This is a genomic window from Desulfurococcaceae archaeon (assembly GCA_038845865.1).
Taxonomy (GTDB): Archaea; Thermoproteota; Thermoprotei_A; order Sulfolobales; family Desulfurococcaceae; genus UBA285.
Window position 1 is genome coordinate 391,200 of sequence record JAWBQJ010000001.1, and the last position, 15,052, is coordinate 406,251.

Here is a 15,052-nt window from a genome sequence, read left to right on the forward strand (position 1 = left end):
CTTGGCTTATATAAGCTGATTAACCGTTAAGTACACTGATGTCACGGTCTGTAATTCGTCACTAGAAACGTGGGGTTCCGGTTCTATGGCTAAACTGGTGGAGTTCGATAAGGTAAAGGACTTGGAAAATTTCATAAGGAAGCTTGGCGAAGCCGGTTACGTAGTCGAGCGCGGACCCCACGCTGTTTTGGAGGACCATAGCGAGATCACGACGTTGAAGGTGTACATGAACGGTAGAATGGTCGCGTACGTTGTCGCCCATTACATTACCCAGTACTACAGGGCCGTCGTGAGCGAGAGCTACAGTGATGATCAGGCATTTCTGAGTAAGCTATTCGAGATAAAGTACTCTGGGGAGAGGTGGAGCATCCCCGTTAACCCGGTTTACATAATCGTGTTCGAGGAGGGGCTAATGAGCACGCTAGAAAAATACGAAGACCTGTACCCCGTTCAGGATGGTGAAGGCCTGGTAGAGGCCTATAGGTCTAAGAACCCTAACTACAAGGTTATACCTAGAATCGTCGTGGCGAGACTTGTGAACCTCTCGTAGCTCAGCCCACTGTTACGCCTTCAATGCGCTCTCCCACCGCTTTTCCGCAGTACGGGCAGAATAGCGCGTCTAGCTGTATAGGCCTATTACACGCGGGGCAGGGTTTTGACCTGGTTATTGAGCCCCCGATTTTCTCCTCGTACTCACGCTTAATGTCATCTATGGTTATGTGAAGGTAGACTTGCGTAGTCCTAATGTCGCTGTGCCCTAGTAGCCTCTGGAGACTGGCTAGGCTCATGCCTCGCCTGATAGCTATAGTGGCAAAGGTGTGCCTAAGTACGTGCGGCCTAGTCTTAGAGGGGTCTACGCCTGCCCTCTTCGCCAGCCTTTTCAGCTTCTTGTAGAGTGCACTGTAGGATATCTTAAACAACCTGTCTCCAGGCTGGAGCCCGTTAAGTTTGATCCACGCACCTAGATATTCGAATACCTCGAGAGGGGCTGTTACGAGCCGTTCTTTACCGTACTTAGCTGACCGTACTCTTATGATCTGCTTACCGAGGTCTACATCCTCGACCTTTAGGTTGAGCAACTCTCTACTCCGAAGGCCCGTTGTCACGAGAAGGCTAACTATTAACTTGTCCACCGGCTTGCTGGCCGCGGCAAGCAATGCACCGACTTCCTCCTCGCTTAGGGCATCTACGCGGGCTGGCAACTTCTTAGTACCCAGCACTCTTATCCGCAAACCAAGCCACTTGAAAAACCTTCTCAACAGTACACTGTAATAGTGGAGCGTTACCTGCCACTTGTACTTATCACTAGTCTTAGCTCCTGTGAACCCGTTAGCTAGCCTTTCATTCCTCCACGCGATGACGTCTCTCACGGTGACCTCTCGGAGGGGTTTATTACGTGTAAAGGACATGAAATCCCTTATCGCGGCCATGTACGATTTAATGGTCTCTCTGGATGCGCCAGCAGCCCGTAAAGTGGACTCGAACTCCTTCAGTATGTCCTCATTACTTAGTTCCAGTACGCCGTCCGGCGCCTCGCCTAGATCGAGTTTCGGCACTAATGCCCCTTCGAGTAAATTGCTCATGTGGTTGCTTTAAAAGAGCGAAGCTTAAAGCATGGACTAAAAAGCTTTGTTTAGAGGAGTGACTGCATTTTCTCGCGGATAAGTAGTTCCGCCTGATCTCTTGGTAACTCCACGGGGGTGACTTTCTCTAGTTCTCCCACAACCCTGCTCGGCTCCTCGGCGAACATTCCAACTCTACCTCGGGACCTCGCGGTGTACCTTCTAGATACACCGCCGTAAACGACGATCGCGTCGATTAGCACCTCATCACCACTAGGAGATATTGTAACTATACCTATGGACTGCCCTTCTCTACTCGTCAGCTTTACGAGCACGCCTCCATCTATTGTTTCGCCTATCACATCCGCCGAACCCACAATGTCTGAGAGCTTTACGAGCCCCGGTTGAATGGCTGGTGGAGGAGGTATCGGTGGGGGCCCAATAGCTTCTTCGGCTTTTTCCTCCGGTACTTCGAAGGCCTTTACAGCTTCCTCTACCGCTTTGGGGGCTAATCTAAACGTCTCTAGTATGTGGCTAAGCCTGTTCCTCACAATGTCGTAAACAGCTCTCGTAACCTGCTCATCAGGCACCCTCTTAAAGGCCTCTACCCGTAGCGAGTTGTAATCCCACACAATCCTCCTATTGTGCGGATCTAGCGAATAGTTTATTCTCACCCTGACCACGTCACCCTTATCAATCTTCAGCTCGTTGACGAGAATATTGAATAAAACCACGTTTAGTTCAGCTGAGGCACGCGCGATCTCCTTAGTGAACTCCTTGTCCTGTTTAACGACATCTCTCAGCTGAGCAAACAGCGTTCTCCTGATCTTGCCGGAGTACGCTCCCGCTATTACTAGCCCACTACTCAGCTCTTTCGCCTCGGCTTGAGGATCCGCGCCCAAGAATTTTTCACCAATACTAACAGTAGTTAAGCCCATCTATATAAAGTTGCAAAACGCCAAGTAGCGACGTAGGTGGTAATGGTAACGCCCACGGGGAGCGGAATTAAATGCTATAAGATAAATGATAAAATAGAACTTAACAATCATGTCTACTGGGAGGGCGGTTTTTGTGAAACGTGAAGTCATGTACTCCGGTATCGTTATTAGTTTCGAGTATGATGATCGCGGAGAGCTACTGCTGTACATGTATGGCGAGGTAGAAGGGGAGGAAAGGTATTTTTACGTCAAGCCGGGGAGTGAGGAGGCGGAGAATTTCTTAAAGCTGGGTGTTGGGCAGAGCATTAAAGGTAAGGGTACAGTTATCTCGAAAGATCCACTCATAGTTTCCAGTTACTAGCGTGGTGGAGATCGTGAAACTCCTTCTAAAGCCTCCTAGAATAAAAGTTTTAGAAGCGGCCGGAGCTATAGGCGACGGTCGCATACTGATAGTTTCGAATAGCAAAGCCATCGTGAGATCCAGCATGGGTGACCGCGAGTACAAGGTAGTCCTGGTCCCCGGAGACTCCGGGGCGTATAGAGTTTATAGTAACGATAATGGAACTATTCACAGGGGGTACGTGGGATATCCAGTACTTGCATTCATGATGAAAACGGGGATTCTCCCAGTGGACAACGACGTGGTCAGGGCCATGACCAACATTCCGTGGAAAGAGCTCAATGAGAGGTACCAAAAGTACTCTATAGTTGAGAGCATCGTGATATCGAGAGCTGAGAAATTAGGCGTGTCTAGGAACATCATAGACGACTACATCAACATAGTTTTCAAAAAACTCGGGCTAATGAAAGTGTATTTTGACGAATCACTAGCCTACACCTAACGTCACCTTGCCCTTAACAACTTTGAGGTAACCTCTTCTAGCTAGCGCGATCAGGATCATTCTCGCACGGTTTTTATCCACACCTAGCTCTTTTGAAACCACCAAAACAGCGTCTTTTACCCTCATTTCGCCGTAGGTTACCAGGGCGTTCTTCAAGGCGTCGTACGCTTTACCGTAAATACCTGGCGGGGATCCCACTACCCTAATGCGGCCTAGCTCCAGCACGATCCTGGCACTTATGCTCCTCTCGTAGCACGTTAACGCGTACTCACTAGTTCCCGGTATGCGGTTCAAGTGATACTTCACATAATCGCCCAGCCTACGTACCCCAAAGTACCTGGTAAAGACCACTACGTTCATTGCTTTGCAATGCGTTAACCCGCGAAGGCTTCTCGGCATGTACGCTACCACCAGGGCACTTGCATCGATACACGCGTTCTCGAGGTCACTCGTGACCGTAATTCTCTCGATCAGCTCTAACGGTGCGTAACGTTCGAGGTACCCGCGCTCATCCACGACTAAGACCCTTAAGCCGCGGTTAAGGGCTATTGAAATTAGAGTAAACGCGAATTTAAGCATGGCGTTTAAACTACGCGATATTATAATGCTTTTTTCGCATAAAACCTGCTCTAATATGTCCACCGTCTCTGGCATGAATGCCCCTCAACGGCAGTCTAACTAATAATGCATGTAGAGTAGTTAATTAGATTGGGGTGTGGGCGTGTTAGACGCGTACCTCAAGTGGACCGTGCAAGTAAAGCAGGCGATCGCTCTTTGGGGGGCATATACCGTGAAGGGGGCGTTCGACGAAGTGGTTGTAGCCGGTATGGGTGGTAGTGGAATCGTTGGCGACTACTTACAGGTACTCTCAACGGCGAGCGGCACTATACCCGTTTACGTCGTCAAGTCGCACACCGTTCCAGGCTTTATTGACAGGGGTACCTTATTTATCGCAGTAAGCTATAGTGGCGACACACTCGAAACCGTTCTCGCACTTAGGCATGCCCTTAGAAAACGCGTAACAGCTATAACGGTCTCGAGCGGTGGCGCGCTTCGAGAGGAAGCTCTAAAAAACAACTTGCTTCACATACCGCTACCCCAAGGCCTCCTACCTCGAGTGTCACTGCCCGCAATGCTCTACAGCGTTCTTGGAGTACTCGATGCCAGCGGCTACCCCGTGGTCCCGAAAGGTGAGGCAAGTGCCAGCGTAGAGTTCTTGGAGGAGTACATGGATGAGTGTGTGGAGGTGTCGGAAAACCTGGCTAACTGGCTCTTCGTAGACGTTGTCCTCGGGTCAAGGTTACCGGTTATAGCGTCTCACAGCCCATTAGAGGCACTCGCTATTAGAGGTAAAAACGAGTTTAACGAGAACAGCAAGCTCGTAGTTAAAGTAGACGTGGCCCCGGAGTGGATGCACAACGACATTGTAGGCTACGAGAAGCCGGTTTACAGGAAATACGGGGTACTGGAAATCGTAGATCCCGAGAACACCGTTGGGGTGAAACTCGTAAACTTCATGGAGAGGGTCTACTCGGAAAACAACGCCGTTTACTTTAGGCTCGAACTACGCGGTAGGAACATGCTAGAAAAGCTAATGTATGGAAGCCTGATTCTAGGACTTGCAAGTGTAAAGCTGGCAGAAAGGCGTTTACTTGATCCGGCCGAGACGAAAAGCATATTGCTGTACAAGAGGTCCGTAAGGGAGATCTTCTCCGAATAGTGTTTTACGACATCAGTATTAAAACCCTCGATACGAAAGAAGATTACTGGACTAAGGGGCCGTCGTCTAGCCTGGCTAGGATGCGGGGCTTGGGCCCCCGTGACCCGGGGTTCAAATCCCCGCGGCCCCATTGTAAGGTGTTGAGCTCGCCTTCCCATCCCGGTTGAGGACTTTGCAATCCGCCCTCTCATGCAGGTTAGAGGGATAAAAGAATTTGCGCGAGGTTTAAACTCTAACCGAAGTGAAGACTATTCTGGCCACTAGGTAACCTTCATCTACATGGTATTCAACACTACTTATTTTAGCTTCAACTCCGAGGCCTTTAAGTATATAAATGAGGTCTTCGACCCAGTCGATCACACCGCACGTTAGGCAAAAGGAGCCTTCAAACCTCACGATAGCCTCGTTGTCCTCGACTTTTTCTAGACGGCATTGAGCTTCCGCTCCTCTATACCTATTGTACGCCTCTATCGCATCAATTAGTAGTTCTTCGAGGTCCTGCCCACTCATTGCACCACCTACGCAACACGCAAGTACCCCGTTCTCATTTAATGTAAACGGCGTTAAAGCCTCTGCTTAGAATGCTTTAAGTGCCTTATTTACACCTATGGAGAACAGCCGGTACTGGTAGTTAATAGAATTGAGAGACCGCCGAGCGCTGGCTTTCGGTGTTAGTGCTTAATAGTGATGCCCCACCATTAAGTACTTGCCTCGACACCTGGTAGTCCGTGAAGGGCTTCGCGGATACTTAACTCGAATTGCATTCTAGGCGTACACGGATGTTCAAGTAGGTAAATGGCGATACTTAAATTACCACGCAAACTACATTATTACTGGGGTGTAGTTAGATGGATCAGGAGATTCTAGAGGCGTTGAATAAGCAGTTAAACCAGGAGCTCAGGAACGCGTACTTTTACCTGGCAATGGCGGCCCACTTCGATCACGCATCACTGAGCGGTTTCGCTCATTACTTCAAAGTACAGGCCCGTGAAGAGCTGGAACACGCCATGAAGATCTACGAGTATGTAAATGCGAGGGGAGCACGCGTAGAGTTACAAGACGTGACGGTAGCGAAAAAGGAGTGGAACAGCGTCTCAGAGGCGGTCAGGGACTTCTACGAGGCGGAGAGAGCGAACACACAAAGAATATGGAACCTGGTGGACTTAGCTAGGAGGCATGGAGATAAGGCAACGGAGGCGTTCTTGCAGTGGTTTGTGAATGAGCAGGTTGAGGAGGAGGAGCAAGCACTCGATCTGCTGAACAAGGTTGAAATGATCAAAGACAACGTTGCCGCATTACTAGCACTAGATAAGGTCTTATCCGAGAGGAAATGAGACTACTAGAGTTCAAGTGCTTTTTAGCCCCTTTTCATACCCCAAAGGCGCTCCATAAAGCTAACCGTAGTAGGCGTCTAGCACAAGCATTAGTATAAGCCCCACCATTAAACCCGCAGTAAACCGTATTTCTCTCCCCTCTTCATGGGTTTCTGGTATAATTTCGTGGCTTACAACATACATCATTGCCCCGGCAGCAAACGATAACATGTATGGAAGAAGTCCTCTGAAAGTGGTGACTAGCATTGCAGCGCCCGCTGCCGCTACCGGCTCTACGACTCCGCTAAGCATTACTAGGACTATAGCCTGCTTGAGGTCTCTTTTAAGAGAAATTAAGGGAAGGACTGTGGCTAGCCCTTCGGGCATGTTCTGTATGCCTATAGCTATGGCGAGTAAAACACCGCCCCTAGTAGACTCAACCATGGCTGCTCCTACGGCTGCGCCTTCGGGAATGTTATGAATTATCATTGCAAACGCGATGAGCCAGGCTACTTTTAGCTTCCTTTTAAGCTTCTCGGGGCCCTCATACCCCCTGGTCACGTGTTCGTGCGGCAATAGGCTGTTTACGATGTGAACGACCAACGCACCTACGAGGAAGCCGGCTGTAGCTGGGATCACTCCTCCTACCTCTAAAGCAGGCATCAGCAAGGAAGTAAAGGAAGCCGAGATCATGGTGCCCGCCGCAAAGCCCATACCATATGCTAGTGTTTTCTCGCGTACTCCAATCCCCACAAGGGCTGGGAGCGCGCCGCCGACTGTGAGTAGGAAGCCTATACACGCCGCTAAAAACGCTTGAACTACTAGCGAGGTCGTTATCTCCTGAATGCCCGCGACGAGTAGGTCTACCGGGCCCAATAGTAGCTGCCACCTACTGACCGGGAGATACCTGCTTAAGAACAAAATAAAAATGGGGTGCGTTCATGATGCTGGTTGCTAGCCACCTGGCGCCCCGTGCCAGGGGCTCTCCTTCCAGATCATTTGCCATAGTAGCTCTTCTGTAAGGGTTTCAGCCTCGGCTATATTGCCCTTAATGCTTAGTAGTAGCTTGTGATGCCTAGTCTCATCGTCTACTATCGCTGAGACCAGCAACTTTATCCTGGGGTCTCCACTTGATGATAGAATGTCCTTAGCCTTTTCAAGCATTTTCATCTCCGTTTCTATGTGCTTGCCCATTACTTCGGCAATTTCACCATACTCCTTTTCGCTAATGAATGGCTGCGTTTTTATTATTAGCTCTGTCATAGCTTTATACATCAATGCGTGCTTTTCAGAGTCCTTGGCGATGCTTTCGAGCAGGGCCCTCAGTGCGGGGTGTTTGATCGATTGAGCCAGCTTTTCAAGTTCCCTGGCGTACGTCTCTTCGAGCTGTGCGAGTTCGAGCAGTTCTCTAATGTCCACTTCGCACAACCTCCATTACGACTATCCCGTCGGGATTTCTAACCCTCACAGCCATCGTTGACCAGAGCCTAAATGCGTGGTAACCATCTTCTGGGCCGAGATAATCCACCTCGGCATCACCCCCATAGACAACATCTAGCACATCTGGCGTAGCCGAGATGACTAATGCCTTATCCTCCGGCACACCGCCGAAGACTACAACCTCGTCTACGAGCATCTTAATCCTTTCGAGATCCGTTACGCCGGTTTTCTCGCTAACGGCAAGTAGCTTGACGTAACGCGCTTGATTAATAATTAGCATGTAGGGTCGCCTGAAACCGCGTACTACGAGCTCTGACACCGCTTTAGCGATGTCCACTACGGATGCGCCTGGATCATCCCACGTACCTAGTGGTAGCCTTATCTTGCCTTCTCTCAGCAGAGTCTCAGTTACAGCCCTGTCCTCTTCGGTTGCTAGGCTTAGGGCAGCGCCAATGGCACCCGGCATCTCGATGTGCTGCCCTGTCTTAGCCGAGTAGTCTACTGCTCGCTGGGAGATTATAAATCGGTGGCTTATCTCGCAGAGTGGGATGATCGCTCTCTCGAGTTTTTCACCGGCACGCTCCACTGAAACGGAGTCCGCGCCTCGTCCAATCAAGGTTGTAGGTAGCTTCTTAGTTAATACTCTCGCGGAGCCCGTTAGCTTCTTAACCTCGCGCACAACAGTCTCTTCAAAACCACCGTTTCTACTAGGGCTATTCGCTGTCGAGCCGTTTCCAGGACCAGGTGCCTTTACTCCTGCCAGCTCTTTGACTTCTTCCTCGCCCTTCCTTAACTCCTCTACCTGCTCGGGATCGAGGTGTTTAAGTAAAGCTAAGAATTCACCAACGTGCGTTTTCTCCTCGCGAGCTATGTCCTCAAAAACCTTCTTAAACCTCTCATCGTCTACCGCCCTAGATAGCTGAAGGTAGAGGTTGATGGCGTCTAGCTCCGCGATGATTGAAAGCCTTAAGGCTTCCGCAACCTCTTCCCTAGAGAGCTTTTTACCGGGAACCAGGTCCAGGGGGTTCTTGGACATCAAGGCCGTTCACCAGCATTCGTGGAGGTGTGCCTCTTTAACCCCACTTGCCTTTTTTCAAGTGGGCTTCTAGCTCGGCCATGATCTTCTGAATGGCCACCGTGGCGAATTCCTTCTCCTCGCCCGCGATCTTCACGCATGCTGGGTCTAAGTTATCCTGGGCTATTTCCTCGGCCACGTTAAGTAGTTCCCTAAGAAGCGTCAAGGCCTTCATGTGAAGATAGTTTGATCTCCTGGACCTCGTGATGAGTTCCGCTTCTTTTTCTGAAAGTTGCTTGAATTGCTCCTTGGGGGCGCCGCACTTGGGGCATTTATCCGGTGGTTGTGGACCTTCAAAGACGTATCCACAAATCTGGCATTTCCAGAAAGGCACGTCATTTCACCTCAAAGATTATATAATACGGGGCACTTTAAAAACTTAACTGTTTAAAACGCGAACACGCTGTGATCATTTGTAAATTCTTAGCTTACTGTTAGCTATTCACGTTAGGTTGGCCTGTTTATAAACCCACGAAAACCAGCACAGGGGCGTTCTTTATATTAGGCGCATTACTAGTGTCCCAGGGAGCACCTCCGTCTCTGGCGCCTCAAGCAACTTCAGTCTCTACTGGTTTGTAGTGCTTGATGAATGTAGCGGAAGCGTTCATAAGTGCTACTGTATAGATCGGTGTGTGAAGACTACTCGATGGGGGTGAGAGCCCCGTAGAAGAGGTGTGGGCTCTCCTCGAGAACAGACCAAGGTGCGGAGTGTCAGGGGTCGCCCCGAACGCCTTTAAGGGTGATGCAACCCCGAGACCGATGCAGGGGAACAAAAACGAGGCGAGGAAATCAACCCGTATGAACTAGCATTAGAGCTGAACCCCTCTCGAAGTAGCACTCCACTATGAGAAGAGGTACCCATCCTGCTACCCCGAGGTGATACGAGAAGAAAGTGAATAAAGTAGCTTAGATACGAAGCTAGTGAAGCTGGACGGGCAAGACTACATGCTTGGTGGAAATTTTATTAGGAGATCCGCTTTATTTCGGATCTGTGGTCTAGGTGAGTACATGAAGAAACCTAGCAAAATGCCGCTAGGGGTTTTATTGGCTGCCCTGGTCTTCGTAGTCTTTGCCGTTACCGTTATTCTGGTTTTACCATCGCCACCTACCCCCGCTGGGGTCCGTGTTGAGGGGAAAGGCTTTGAGAGATACAGTGATTTTCTCGTTTATACAGCGGATATCTATGTAGGTGGAGAAGATGCTGGGACTATCTACGTTCGCATACCCCTTTACTACGGGACACGCCTACCACTTCTTATCTCCATTTCACACATCGACGACTCTACAATTAAGAGTTTGAGAATAGAGTTCGAGCCGCCACGAGAAGTGTCCCTGGAATTAGCTTGGCTACATACTACCATGAAATACCCTGTGAGGTACTATCAGGACGGCTGGAAAATCGTGTGGGAGTGTGATAGCATGGACATGCCCGCCACGTTGACCCTCGAGTTCGTACCACTCCACCCCAGGCCAGACTACTTCATGAGAACTACGATAACCCTGACTATGAACCTCAGCTACAAGGGCACTATTACCAGCGTTACCCATGTTGTACCGATTAGATATTAGTGGCGTGCAGGCCCTGATCCTGGATGGTAATGGGTTTCGAGGTCAGAGCCTCTAACTCGTATTCCCTAGGAAGTTACGAGAGTCGTTGCGGAACTCTCACGCCCTAAAGGATAATGATATTATTAAATCCCGGTACCTAGCTCGTTCTAAGTTACAACTAGGTGAGAATATGGGTGCTCATTCGGTAACGCGTAAAGTATCCGTTTCCGCGAAAATGCAAGCCTCGTAGAGCCTATGAATCCGCGGAGAGTACCGCCTTCTGGGAAATGCCTTTAACCGAAAGGAGCTGGTTGAAGGTACTTTACTCTCCGCTGTGTTCTGTGAGCTTCTTACTACGCAGACAGTAATGTTTCTATGAGTAACCATAGCCCTATGCAAACCAGTATCGTTGACGCGAGCACTTTCATCTTGCACCACGGCACCCCTTTACCAATGATCTTGGCGATGATTATTCCGAGGGCGTTAGCCATCGCGTAGCCTACGATGCCGCCTATCAACACGTAATGCGGGTACCCCGTAGCCAGTGTGACCGTAAATACCGTGAGCTGGGTTTTGTCACCCATTTCAGCGAGCACGACGGCGAGGAAGTATGGTGCCAGCCCTTTACGGAGCTCTCCGGGCTCCTCGCCGTCTCCGACGAGCATCCAAGCCCCTACGCCGATGAACAGGGCAGCTGCAATCACGTTGACCAGGAACCTGCTGATCACGTATCTCAGGGTCCACGCAACCATGACCGCTACGGTATTGGCTACCGTAAAGGCTAACGTAGAGAGTATTAAAATGACCGCGAAGCGCCTAGTTCGCATGGCTAGAGCTGCAGTGGAGATCATGGTCTTGTCGCCGAGTTCGGCTAGGAACACTGCCCCCGTCGTACTGCTGATCACGGTAATTGCCTGCATAGGGTCCACACCACGCACCCGTACTGTATATAGTTCTCGGGTTTTAAAGTAGTGGAGCGCTGAGTACCGTAGTAACGGATCAGGGCGTGGTGCGCTGTCCGCATACACGCTAAGAGCTAAAGTGCTCTAATGCCTCTAGGTAATGGGCCAGTCCACGCGAACCCGCATAAGTGATCTCAAGCCGCTTTGCGGGTTGCTGAAACCTGTCGGTAACAAAAAGTTATTAACTGAGCGAGGCCATATCATTACCGTGCATACCGCGGCTACCTGGACCTCGGTGTGCGTTTCATGGAAGCTGCGTTCACAACTGGGAACAGAGAGCTTGACGGGCTACTCGGAGGAATCCCTTCACGTTACATGCTCCTCGTCGTCGGCCACCCGGGATCGGGTAAGACGACTCTTGCTTCGCAAATATGCTACGCGAACACGCGTAAGGGCTACAAGTGCCTCTACGTGACGTTCTACGAGGAGAAGGATAAGCTGTACAGGCACATGAACATGCTTGGAATAAGACTTGCCGAGGCGGAGCGTAACGGGCTACTGACATACGCTAAGTTACCTGTCGCGGGTACGGATGAGATCCTAAACGCACTTACAGGGCTTATAAGCAGGGATAGCTACAAGGTCGTGGTAATAGATTCTGTGAACCCCGTTCTCGAATTAATTGAGAGAAAGAGGGCTCAGCGGGCCGTGCTACTAAATTTCTTCTACCAGTTAACGGGAATAATTGACGGGTTGCTGGTAATCGTGGCTGAGGTACCCTTGGGTAGGGAAGCGGTTGATCTAGGCGCAGTGGAGTTCGTTGCAGACGCTATATTCTACCTCAAGCACAGAATAGAGCGAGGGTTGGTGTCGCGCGTACTTGAAATAAGAAAGGTCCGGGAAGCACGCATCACTGTTGTGGAGTTACCGTTCACTATTGGTGAGGCAAAGGGTGTAAAGGTGTTCGTACCACCGAGGCCCGAAAGGCCTCTTACGACGCTGAGGGAGAGGCTAAAAGCCCTTAGAATATCCGAGAAGTTAACCGGGTACCTGTATAGAGGTGATATAGTCACCCACAGCTCGCCACCGCACATCCGTTCACCCCTAATTTACATACCTATCGTGGACATCGCCGTGGAAAACGACATGAAGGTTCTAATAATAACTTTCAGGTATTCGCGAGACGAGTACATGGACCTAGTACTCGGTACCATGGTAAATGGCTTTGGTCTAAGCGAAGGCGTGGCAAGGTGCATCTTGGAAAACTACTTCCACGTCGAGGCAGTGAACCCTTCTAGCTACTCGCTATCACAGTTATTCACGTACATAGTAGAGCTGATCGAAAGGCACGATCCAGGCGTGGTGGTTTTTCACGTACTCGAGGTCTTGTGGGCACAGACCCGTAATAAAGACGAGTTCTGGAACGTCTTGACAAACCTATTTACATGGCTTAAGAACGGGGGGAAGCTAACAGTACATTTAACTACCCGGGTAAGCCCCTACTGGATTAGAATGAACGAGGTGCTATCAGACGTCACAATTAGGTTTTACTGCAAGCCCCGTAGAGGTGGGTTTAAACAGGTGATGATTGTTTGGCGGCGCGGAAAGGCGCCCACACGAGTTGACCTCGATGAAGGGGAGTTAGTCGAGGAGATTAAGAGGAGCGCCCCAGTTTTCGCGGAGATCGTCAGGGGTAGGGTTAAGGCTTGTTCTAGTAGTGCTTAACAACGCAACAACGTACTGTTAGAAAGGAGACGTGTTTGCTGTGCTAGCAACCCGTTAGGCGCTTTCAGATGCGTGAAATCAGGTAGGGGAAACGATCTTCACTTTTCCGTCTACCGTCGTCTCATCACCGAGCCCTTTCAGGCTTAGAGAGGTTATTATTTTTACGCGCCTTAATCTCTAATTGGTGCTGTGAGTGGGTAAGCTCGACGTTGTACTAGCTGTGCTCGCGGCACTAGTGTCAGCCCTGACAGCTGTCGCCACACTCACCGGCGATGTGGCCCTCTGGGCTTGCTTAACCCGGCTCGGGGACGAAGAGCTCTACCTAGTCCTCGTGATACTAGCCTACTACCTGGCTCCCAGCACCGTTACGGGTTTTTCCATTCTAATTGCAGTGCTCTTATCGGGGTCGCTCAACGTAGCGTTAAAGTATACTCTCAACGCGCCCAGACCCTTAAACCCACTTGTAGAGGTCGAAGGCCCTGGTTTTCCTAGTGGGCATGCACAGGTCTCAACTGCTTTTTGGAGCGCCCTGGTCTTAGCGCGGAGGAGGCGTGGTTTGTTCGTGCTCTCCACCGCCGTGGTGGTAGCTGTTTCCCTAAGTAGGGTTTACCTAAGAGCGCACTACGCAATCGACGTCTTAGGCGGTGTGCTACTCGGCCTCCTAACCGGGATTTCACCGGGCGCTCTGCTATCTGCGCGGGTACGGGCCGGCCTCGCACTACGCAGCTACGTTCTAGTGGCTACGGCCCTGATCCTGGGGGTTTACAACACTCTCTACTTGAATGTAGAGCCGGGCTCTGCATGCGCGTTACTGGGCTTAAGCATTGCCACACTACTGGTGCCCTCTACTTACTTCTACCACGGTTACCCCTTAAACTTCGCTTCCGTTAGCTTCGCTAGAAGGCTCGCCGGCTTTGCGGTATCCGCTATTCTACTCGCTTTCGTGCACTACGTCCTCCCAGGAGGACTTTCAGCTCTCAGAGTACTCGGGTTCGCTGCAGGCGGTGCGGCATCGTTTGTGCTTATACCGGCATTGTTAGTCAAGTGGAAGGGTGGTTAATCCAGTTTACTCAGCCAGAACGCCGCCATGCCTATGAACATCGCTACTAGTGTTCTCTTCCTTGACTTTTCCGACACAACCTTGTTGAGGGCGTTTCTGTAGGCCTTTACCACGCTGTGAGCGTAGAGGGCTGTAGCCAGCGCCATTAAGGCCTTGTAGGCCGGTCCAGTACTTGTTGTAACCGTGTAAATACCTAACAGCGACCCCGCCAGACCTGTTATGAGCATTGCTCTAGAGGCCTTCTCGATGCCGAACACCGTTGCAACTGTCCTGTAACCGTGTTTTAAGTCCCCTTCAACGTCCTGTACCGCCTTGAGGATCTCCCTTCCCAGGTTCACCAGGACTATTACTGTGGAGAACAGCACCGTGAAGTAGAGGTCTCGGGGCGGTAAGCCCGCTACCACGTAACCGTAGACTACGGGCCCCGTCGTGGAGAGCGCCACTAGGGCGTGGCTCCACCAGCACCTTCTCAAAAAGCTGTAGGAGATCCCCACTACACAGTAGGCCGTTGAGACCACTAAGGCGCGCACGCCAATCAAAGCGTTAACGGCGATGGCCACCGTGACCATGAGTACGGCGAGGACCAGCGACAACCCAACTGCGGCGTCACCGCGTGGAAGGGGTTTCCAGGGCTTGTTAACCCTGTCTACTTCGAGATCTACGAGGTCGTTCACCGTCATTGAAGCCCCAGTGAGGAGGAAGCCCGTTAGAAACCCGGCTACTAGGAGGCTGTAATCAGCTGCATACTCGTGGTAGACGAGCACGGAAAATACTGCTCCAATGCCACTGAGAATGGCGTTGGGAAGCCTAATGAGCTCGATGTAGGCTTTCAGAGTCAAGTAGGTACCACCAGGTAGAGGTGTAAGGATAGGGGCTTGTAATAAAGTATTTGAGCGCTACAGAGGGGCCTGGAAAACCAGGCTTATA

General features: G+C 50.7%; 18 protein-coding genes and 1 tRNA gene. 9 read left to right on the forward strand and 10 right to left on the reverse strand.

The annotated features are described in order from the left end of the window. Positions 1–85 precede the first annotated feature (85 nt). Positions 86–550: a hypothetical protein gene (locus QXU03_02010; GenBank protein ID MEM2170520.1), complete on the forward strand. Its 465-nt coding sequence runs from the start codon at positions 86–88 to the stop codon at positions 548–550. Position 551: 1 nt separating this feature from the next. Here the strand turns inward: QXU03_02010 and QXU03_02015 are convergent, their stop codons facing one another. Further along, positions 552–1,583: a tyrosine-type recombinase/integrase gene (locus tag QXU03_02015; GenBank protein ID MEM2170521.1), complete on the reverse strand. Its 1,032-nt coding sequence runs from the start codon at positions 1,581–1,583 to the stop codon at positions 552–554. A gap of 50 nt (positions 1,584–1,633) precedes the next feature. After that, positions 1,634–2,464 (reverse strand): DUF2258 domain-containing protein, encoded by an 831-nt coding sequence (locus QXU03_02020; protein MEM2170522.1) that lies wholly within the window; start codon positions 2,462–2,464, stop codon positions 1,634–1,636. Between the two features lie 145 nt (positions 2,465–2,609). Here QXU03_02020 and QXU03_02025 point away from each other — a divergent pair, with 145 nt between their 5' ends. Together QXU03_02025 and QXU03_02030 are read left to right on the forward strand one after the other, a co-directional pair. Continuing rightward, positions 2,610–2,861: a hypothetical protein gene (locus QXU03_02025; protein ID MEM2170523.1), complete on the forward strand. Its 252-nt coding sequence runs from the start codon at positions 2,610–2,612 to the stop codon at positions 2,859–2,861. Between the two features lie 13 nt (positions 2,862–2,874). Continuing rightward, positions 2,875–3,342 carry a hypothetical protein gene (locus tag QXU03_02030; GenBank protein MEM2170524.1) on the forward strand — a complete coding sequence of 156 codons (468 nt, stop codon included), beginning with the start codon at positions 2,875–2,877 and terminating at the stop codon, positions 3,340–3,342. On the opposite strand, the gene QXU03_02035 is transcribed toward QXU03_02030, so the two are convergent. After that, positions 3,328–3,996 (reverse strand): hypothetical protein, encoded by a 669-nt coding sequence (locus QXU03_02035; GenBank protein MEM2170525.1) that lies wholly within the window; start codon positions 3,994–3,996, stop codon positions 3,328–3,330. The two genes, QXU03_02030 and QXU03_02035, sit on opposite strands and share 15 nt — an antisense overlap. 61 nt (positions 3,997–4,057) lie before the next feature. Here QXU03_02035 and QXU03_02040 point away from each other — a divergent pair, with 61 nt between their 5' ends. Both QXU03_02040 and QXU03_02045 read left to right on the forward strand, forming a co-directional pair. Next, positions 4,058–5,062: an SIS domain-containing protein gene (locus QXU03_02040; GenBank protein MEM2170526.1), complete on the forward strand. Its 1,005-nt coding sequence runs from the start codon at positions 4,058–4,060 to the stop codon at positions 5,060–5,062. A gap of 55 nt (positions 5,063–5,117) precedes the next feature. Beyond that, positions 5,118–5,192 (forward strand) — tRNA-Pro (locus QXU03_02045). Positions 5,193–5,287: 95 nt separating this feature from the next. Here QXU03_02045 and QXU03_02050 read toward each other — a convergent pair. Continuing rightward, on the reverse strand, positions 5,288–5,572 hold the full coding sequence (locus QXU03_02050) for a hypothetical protein (protein ID MEM2170527.1): 285 nt from the start codon (positions 5,570–5,572) through the stop codon (positions 5,288–5,290). A gap of 338 nt (positions 5,573–5,910) precedes the next feature. On the opposite strand from QXU03_02050, the gene QXU03_02055 reads away from it, so the two are divergent. Next, positions 5,911–6,396, forward strand: a complete 486-nt coding sequence (locus QXU03_02055; GenBank protein MEM2170528.1) for a ferritin — start codon at positions 5,911–5,913, stop codon at positions 6,394–6,396. Positions 6,397–6,456: 60 nt separating this feature from the next. Here the strand turns inward: QXU03_02055 and QXU03_02060 are convergent, their stop codons facing one another. From QXU03_02060 to QXU03_02075, 4 genes are all read right to left on the reverse strand, one after another. Then, positions 6,457–7,251, reverse strand: coding sequence for a ZIP family metal transporter (locus QXU03_02060; protein ID MEM2170529.1), 795 nt, complete (start codon positions 7,249–7,251; stop codon positions 6,457–6,459). 78 nt (positions 7,252–7,329) lie between these two features. After that, positions 7,330–7,794, reverse strand: coding sequence for a ferritin-like domain-containing protein (locus QXU03_02065; GenBank protein ID MEM2170530.1), 465 nt, complete (start codon positions 7,792–7,794; stop codon positions 7,330–7,332). After that, the gene (locus QXU03_02070; GenBank protein MEM2170531.1) at positions 7,784–8,851 is read right to left on the reverse strand and encodes a family 1 encapsulin nanocompartment shell protein; all 1,068 of its coding nucleotides are present in this window, start codon (positions 8,849–8,851) and stop codon (positions 7,784–7,786) included. The genes QXU03_02065 and QXU03_02070 overlap by 11 nt, the downstream gene beginning before the upstream one ends. A 37-nt stretch (positions 8,852–8,888) precedes the next feature. Next, positions 8,889–9,224 (reverse strand): rubredoxin, encoded by a 336-nt coding sequence (locus tag QXU03_02075; protein ID MEM2170532.1) that lies wholly within the window; start codon positions 9,222–9,224, stop codon positions 8,889–8,891. A gap of 674 nt (positions 9,225–9,898) precedes the next feature. On the opposite strand from QXU03_02075, the gene QXU03_02080 reads away from it, so the two are divergent. Beyond that, positions 9,899–10,459 carry a hypothetical protein gene (locus tag QXU03_02080; GenBank protein ID MEM2170533.1) on the forward strand — a complete coding sequence of 187 codons (561 nt, stop codon included), beginning with the start codon at positions 9,899–9,901 and terminating at the stop codon, positions 10,457–10,459. Positions 10,460–10,791: 332 nt separating this feature from the next. Here QXU03_02080 and QXU03_02085 read toward each other — a convergent pair whose 3' ends face one another. Beyond that, positions 10,792–11,376 (reverse strand): TMEM165/GDT1 family protein, encoded by a 585-nt coding sequence (locus QXU03_02085; protein MEM2170534.1) that lies wholly within the window; start codon positions 11,374–11,376, stop codon positions 10,792–10,794. 270 nt (positions 11,377–11,646) lie between these two features. Here QXU03_02085 and QXU03_02090 point away from each other — a divergent pair, with 270 nt between their 5' ends. Then, positions 11,647–13,065: an ATPase domain-containing protein gene (locus tag QXU03_02090; GenBank protein ID MEM2170535.1), complete on the forward strand. Its 1,419-nt coding sequence runs from the start codon at positions 11,647–11,649 to the stop codon at positions 13,063–13,065. A gap of 193 nt (positions 13,066–13,258) precedes the next feature. Further along, positions 13,259–14,125 carry a phosphatase PAP2 family protein gene (locus tag QXU03_02095; protein MEM2170536.1) on the forward strand — a complete coding sequence of 289 codons (867 nt, stop codon included), beginning with the start codon at positions 13,259–13,261 and terminating at the stop codon, positions 14,123–14,125. On the opposite strand, the gene QXU03_02100 is transcribed toward QXU03_02095, so the two are convergent. Next, positions 14,122–14,964, reverse strand: coding sequence for a geranylgeranylglycerol-phosphate geranylgeranyltransferase (locus tag QXU03_02100; protein MEM2170537.1), 843 nt, complete (start codon positions 14,962–14,964; stop codon positions 14,122–14,124). The two genes, QXU03_02095 and QXU03_02100, sit on opposite strands and share 4 nt — an antisense overlap. Between the last annotated feature and the right edge of the window lie 88 nt (positions 14,965–15,052).